The organism is Sphingobacterium sp. GVS05A (genome assembly GCF_019969845.1).
GTDB lineage: Bacteria > Bacteroidota > Bacteroidia > Sphingobacteriales > Sphingobacteriaceae > Sphingobacterium.
This window is the reverse complement of record NZ_JAHXYR010000021.1, coordinates 1-464: the sequence shown is the minus strand read 5'-3', so window position 1 is coordinate 464 and position 464 is coordinate 1. Positions and strand designations below refer to the sequence as shown.

Sequence of the window (464 nt, the reverse complement as noted above, 5' to 3'; positions counted from 1 at the left end):
GGGCATGGCCGATCTTCTGGTCGGCCAGCCAGCCGATGCGCGCGCCGATGGCCTGGTCGAAACCATCATCGCCCAGCACCGGCTTCGGAGTCGGTTCGCCATTGAAGACGGCATTGCTGGCCAGTGCGGCCTTCAGGTCCTGCAGGGCGGCGGGCAGGGGGGGCTGCAGCGGTGCCGGAGGTGCGCGGTCGCCGATCTGCAGACTGTCACCGTCGTCGGCACGATCCAATGCCTTGCCACCCATCACCAGCTCCGGCAACGGCAGGCCACTGGCCTCATCATGGCCGGCAGCGGATGCCGGAGCGCTGGCGGCCGGCGCTGCCGCGCCCTGGCTCGCGTTGGTCGCCACTGCGGCGGCCGCGGGTGCCAGTGCAGCGGAGGGCAGCGCGCCGCCTTCGGCATCGCTGGCCGCTGGCGGCGGCAGCACAGGCGCCGGATCGACGCCGGTGGGCACGGCCAGCATC

At 72.8% G+C, this 464-nt stretch carries 1 pseudogene; it reads right to left on the bottom strand.

From position 1 onward, the window contains the following. Positions 1-464, bottom strand: a pseudogene (locus LC454_RS26255) (hypothetical protein); the annotation flags it as partial.